This window comes from Kitasatospora sp. NPDC092286 (assembly GCF_044755565.1).
In the GTDB taxonomy this organism is placed as follows: Bacteria; Actinomycetota; Actinomycetes; order Streptomycetales; family Streptomycetaceae; genus Kitasatospora.
In genome coordinates this window covers 1-2,632 of sequence record NZ_JBIVRD010000111.1, presented here as the reverse complement: position 1 = coordinate 2,632, position 2,632 = coordinate 1, and the positions used below count along the sequence as shown (strand labels likewise).

The following is a 2,632-nucleotide window of genomic DNA, read 5'->3' as shown; positions in this document are numbered from 1 at the left end:
TGACGTCGGACTCGCCCTGGTCACCAACCAATAGCGAACAGACAGGCGATAACCCGAACGCCACAGAAGATGATCAATGGAGGTCAAACGACAAGGTCAGAGTTTGTCGCGGTTCCATTCGCCCGTGGAACCGACCTGGCCGGTAATGCCGATCAGCATCGCCATCCAGCGCTGGACGTCACCGAAGCCGCCGAGGTTGCCGACGCCGTTGACGTAGACGGAGGGGGCACCGGGGCTGTTGGTGACGTCGTGGGCGCGGCGGGAGATCCGGTCCCGGGAGCCGGGCCGTCGGGGTGGTCCGACGGCCCGGTGCCGGGCGTGTTGGCGCCGGACAACGGTGATCTGTGGTCGGCTGCACGATGTCGATGCCGGCGGCCGGGGCCGCTCGGCGGTGGTGTGTGCCAGGACGGCGTCCGGGGCCGGCGGGTCAGGAGCCCCCGGCGTCGCGATCCGGCACGAACGACCGACATACCCCTTGAGTGAGGAGAGCACGATCATGACCACGGACGCTGGCCCCGGGCCGCTGCGCGTGCTGGTCTTCGGCGCGTCGCTGAGAGCCGACTCGGTCAACGCCAAGCTCGCCTCACTGGTCGCCCGGATCGTCACCGACGCCGGGGCCGAAGCCGACCTCGCGGACTTCGGTGACTTCGACATGCCCCTCTACGACGGCGATGCCGAAGCCGCGCGAGGGCTGCCACAGGGCGCGCTGGAACTGCGGGACCGGATCGAACGGTGCGACGCCTTCGTGATCTCCTCGCCCGAGTACAACGCCTCCACGCCCGGTGTCCTGAAGAACGCGATCGACTGGGTCTCCCGGGTCCGGCCGCAGCCCTTCAAGGACAAGCACGCCATGCTGGTCTCCGCGTCACCCTCCCTGATCGGCGGCAACCGCGGTCTGTGGGCGCTCCGGGTGCCCCTGGAGCATCTCGGCACCCGGGTCTACCCCGACATGTTCAGCCTCGCCAACGCCTACCAGGGCTTCACCGACAGCGGCGACCTCGTCGACTCCGGTCTCCGGCAACGGCTGTCCGACACCGTCACGTCCTTCCTGCGCCTGGTCGAGGCCGATGTGCGCTACGTCTGCCTGCGACGCCGCTGGTACGAGTTCCTCGGTGACCGCACCGACGCCCCGGTCACCCAGCGGGCCCAGGACTGAGGACGGGGGCTACCCGACCCGTTCCGCGCACGCGCGTGCCCCTTGGGCCCGGCCCAACTGCTCCTGGGGGCCAACGTCGTCCGGGGCCACCCGTCCGGCACCGGCGTCCCCGGCGTACCGGTTCGCTTCGGCGCCCCAACGTGCCGCGATCTAGCATGAGACGAGAGGTTCGGCTCGATGTCCCGCAGTACCGGGTGAGGAGGCCGCCATGGCGCAGTACGGCAGAGGCGGATTCGGACAGCCGGACGGTTCCCGGTATCCGCCGATCTCCGAGCACGGTCTGATCGGTGATCTCCGTACCGCCGCGCTCGTCGCCACCGACGGCACCATCGACTGGTACTGCTGCCCGCGATTCGATGCACCCAGCGTGTTCGCGTCCATACTCGACGCGGACCGGGGCGGCCGCTTCGAGCTGTCCGCGGACGTGCCGGCCCGTACCCGGCAGTTCTACTTCCCCGACACCAACGTCTTGATCACGCGCTTCTTCGCGGCGGACGGGGTGGCGGAGATCCAGGACTTCATGCCCGTCGTCGACGAGTCCCGCGAGGCGGACCGCCACCGGCTGATCCGGCGGGTGCTCTGTGTCCGCGGGACGCTCCCGTTCCGGGCGAAGATCGCCCCGCGCTTCGGCTACGGGACCGAGACGCACACCGTGGAGCTCGGGAGCGGTTACACGGAGTTCCGCTCCCCCTCACTGTCCCTGGCGCTGACCACCACCGTGCCGGTCGAGACCGACGGCGTGGACGTGTGGTCGCACTTCAAGCTGCTGGAGGGCGAGTCCGCGGTGTTCGCCCTCGACCGGGTGAGCAGCGGTGTCAGCCCGCGTTCCTGCCCCCACCTGGAGGCGGAGCGGCAGTTCGAGGCCACCGTCCGGTTCTGGCGCCACTGGCTGTCCCGCTCGCAGTACCACGGGCGGTGGCGGGAGATGGTGCATCGCTCGGCCCTGGTCCTGAAGCTGCTCACCTACGCGCCCACCGGCGCGATCGTCGCCGCCCCGACCACCAGCCTGCCCGAGCAGATCGGCGGCGAGCGCAACTGGGACTACCGCTACGTGTGGGTCCGCGACGCGGCCTTCTGCACCTACGCCATGCTCCGCCTGGGTTTCACCTCGGAGGCCGAGGCCTTCATGGGCTTCATCTCCGAGCACGGGATCATGCGGGGCACCAACGCGACCGGCCCGCTGCAGATCATGTACGGCATCGACGGGCGCTGCGACCTGCCCGAGTACGAGCTGTCCCACTTCGAGGGCTACCTGGGGTCGGCGCCGGTCCGGGTGGGAAACGCCGCCACCCAGCAGCTCCAGCTGGACATCTACGGCGCGCTGATCGACTCCGTCTATCTCTACGACAAGTGGGGGCAGCCGATCAGCAGCGGTCACTGGGCTTGTCGTTTGACCTCCATTGATCATCTTCTGTGGCGTTCGGGTTATCGCCTGTCTGTTCGCTATTGGTTGGTGACCAGGGCGAGTCCGACGTC

3 protein-coding genes are annotated in these 2,632 nt (G+C 69.0%); 2 read left to right on the top strand and 1 reads right to left on the bottom strand.

The window, feature by feature from the left end; all coding sequences use genetic code 11:
- Positions 1-96: 96 nt before the first annotated feature.
- Positions 97-498, bottom strand: a complete 402-nt coding sequence (locus ACIQIB_RS39365) for a hypothetical protein (protein ID WP_400764276.1) — start codon at positions 496-498, stop codon at positions 97-99.
- Between ACIQIB_RS39365 and ACIQIB_RS39360 the strand changes: the two genes are divergently transcribed.
- Positions 497-1,156, top strand: coding sequence for an NADPH-dependent FMN reductase (locus ACIQIB_RS39360; RefSeq protein ID WP_400656908.1), 660 nt, complete (start codon positions 497-499; stop codon positions 1,154-1,156). The genes ACIQIB_RS39365 and ACIQIB_RS39360 overlap by 2 nt on opposite strands.
- Before the next feature lie 208 nt (positions 1,157-1,364).
- On the top strand, positions 1,365-2,632 hold a 1,268-nt coding region (locus ACIQIB_RS39355; protein WP_400764274.1), incomplete at its 3' end, for a glycoside hydrolase family 15 protein.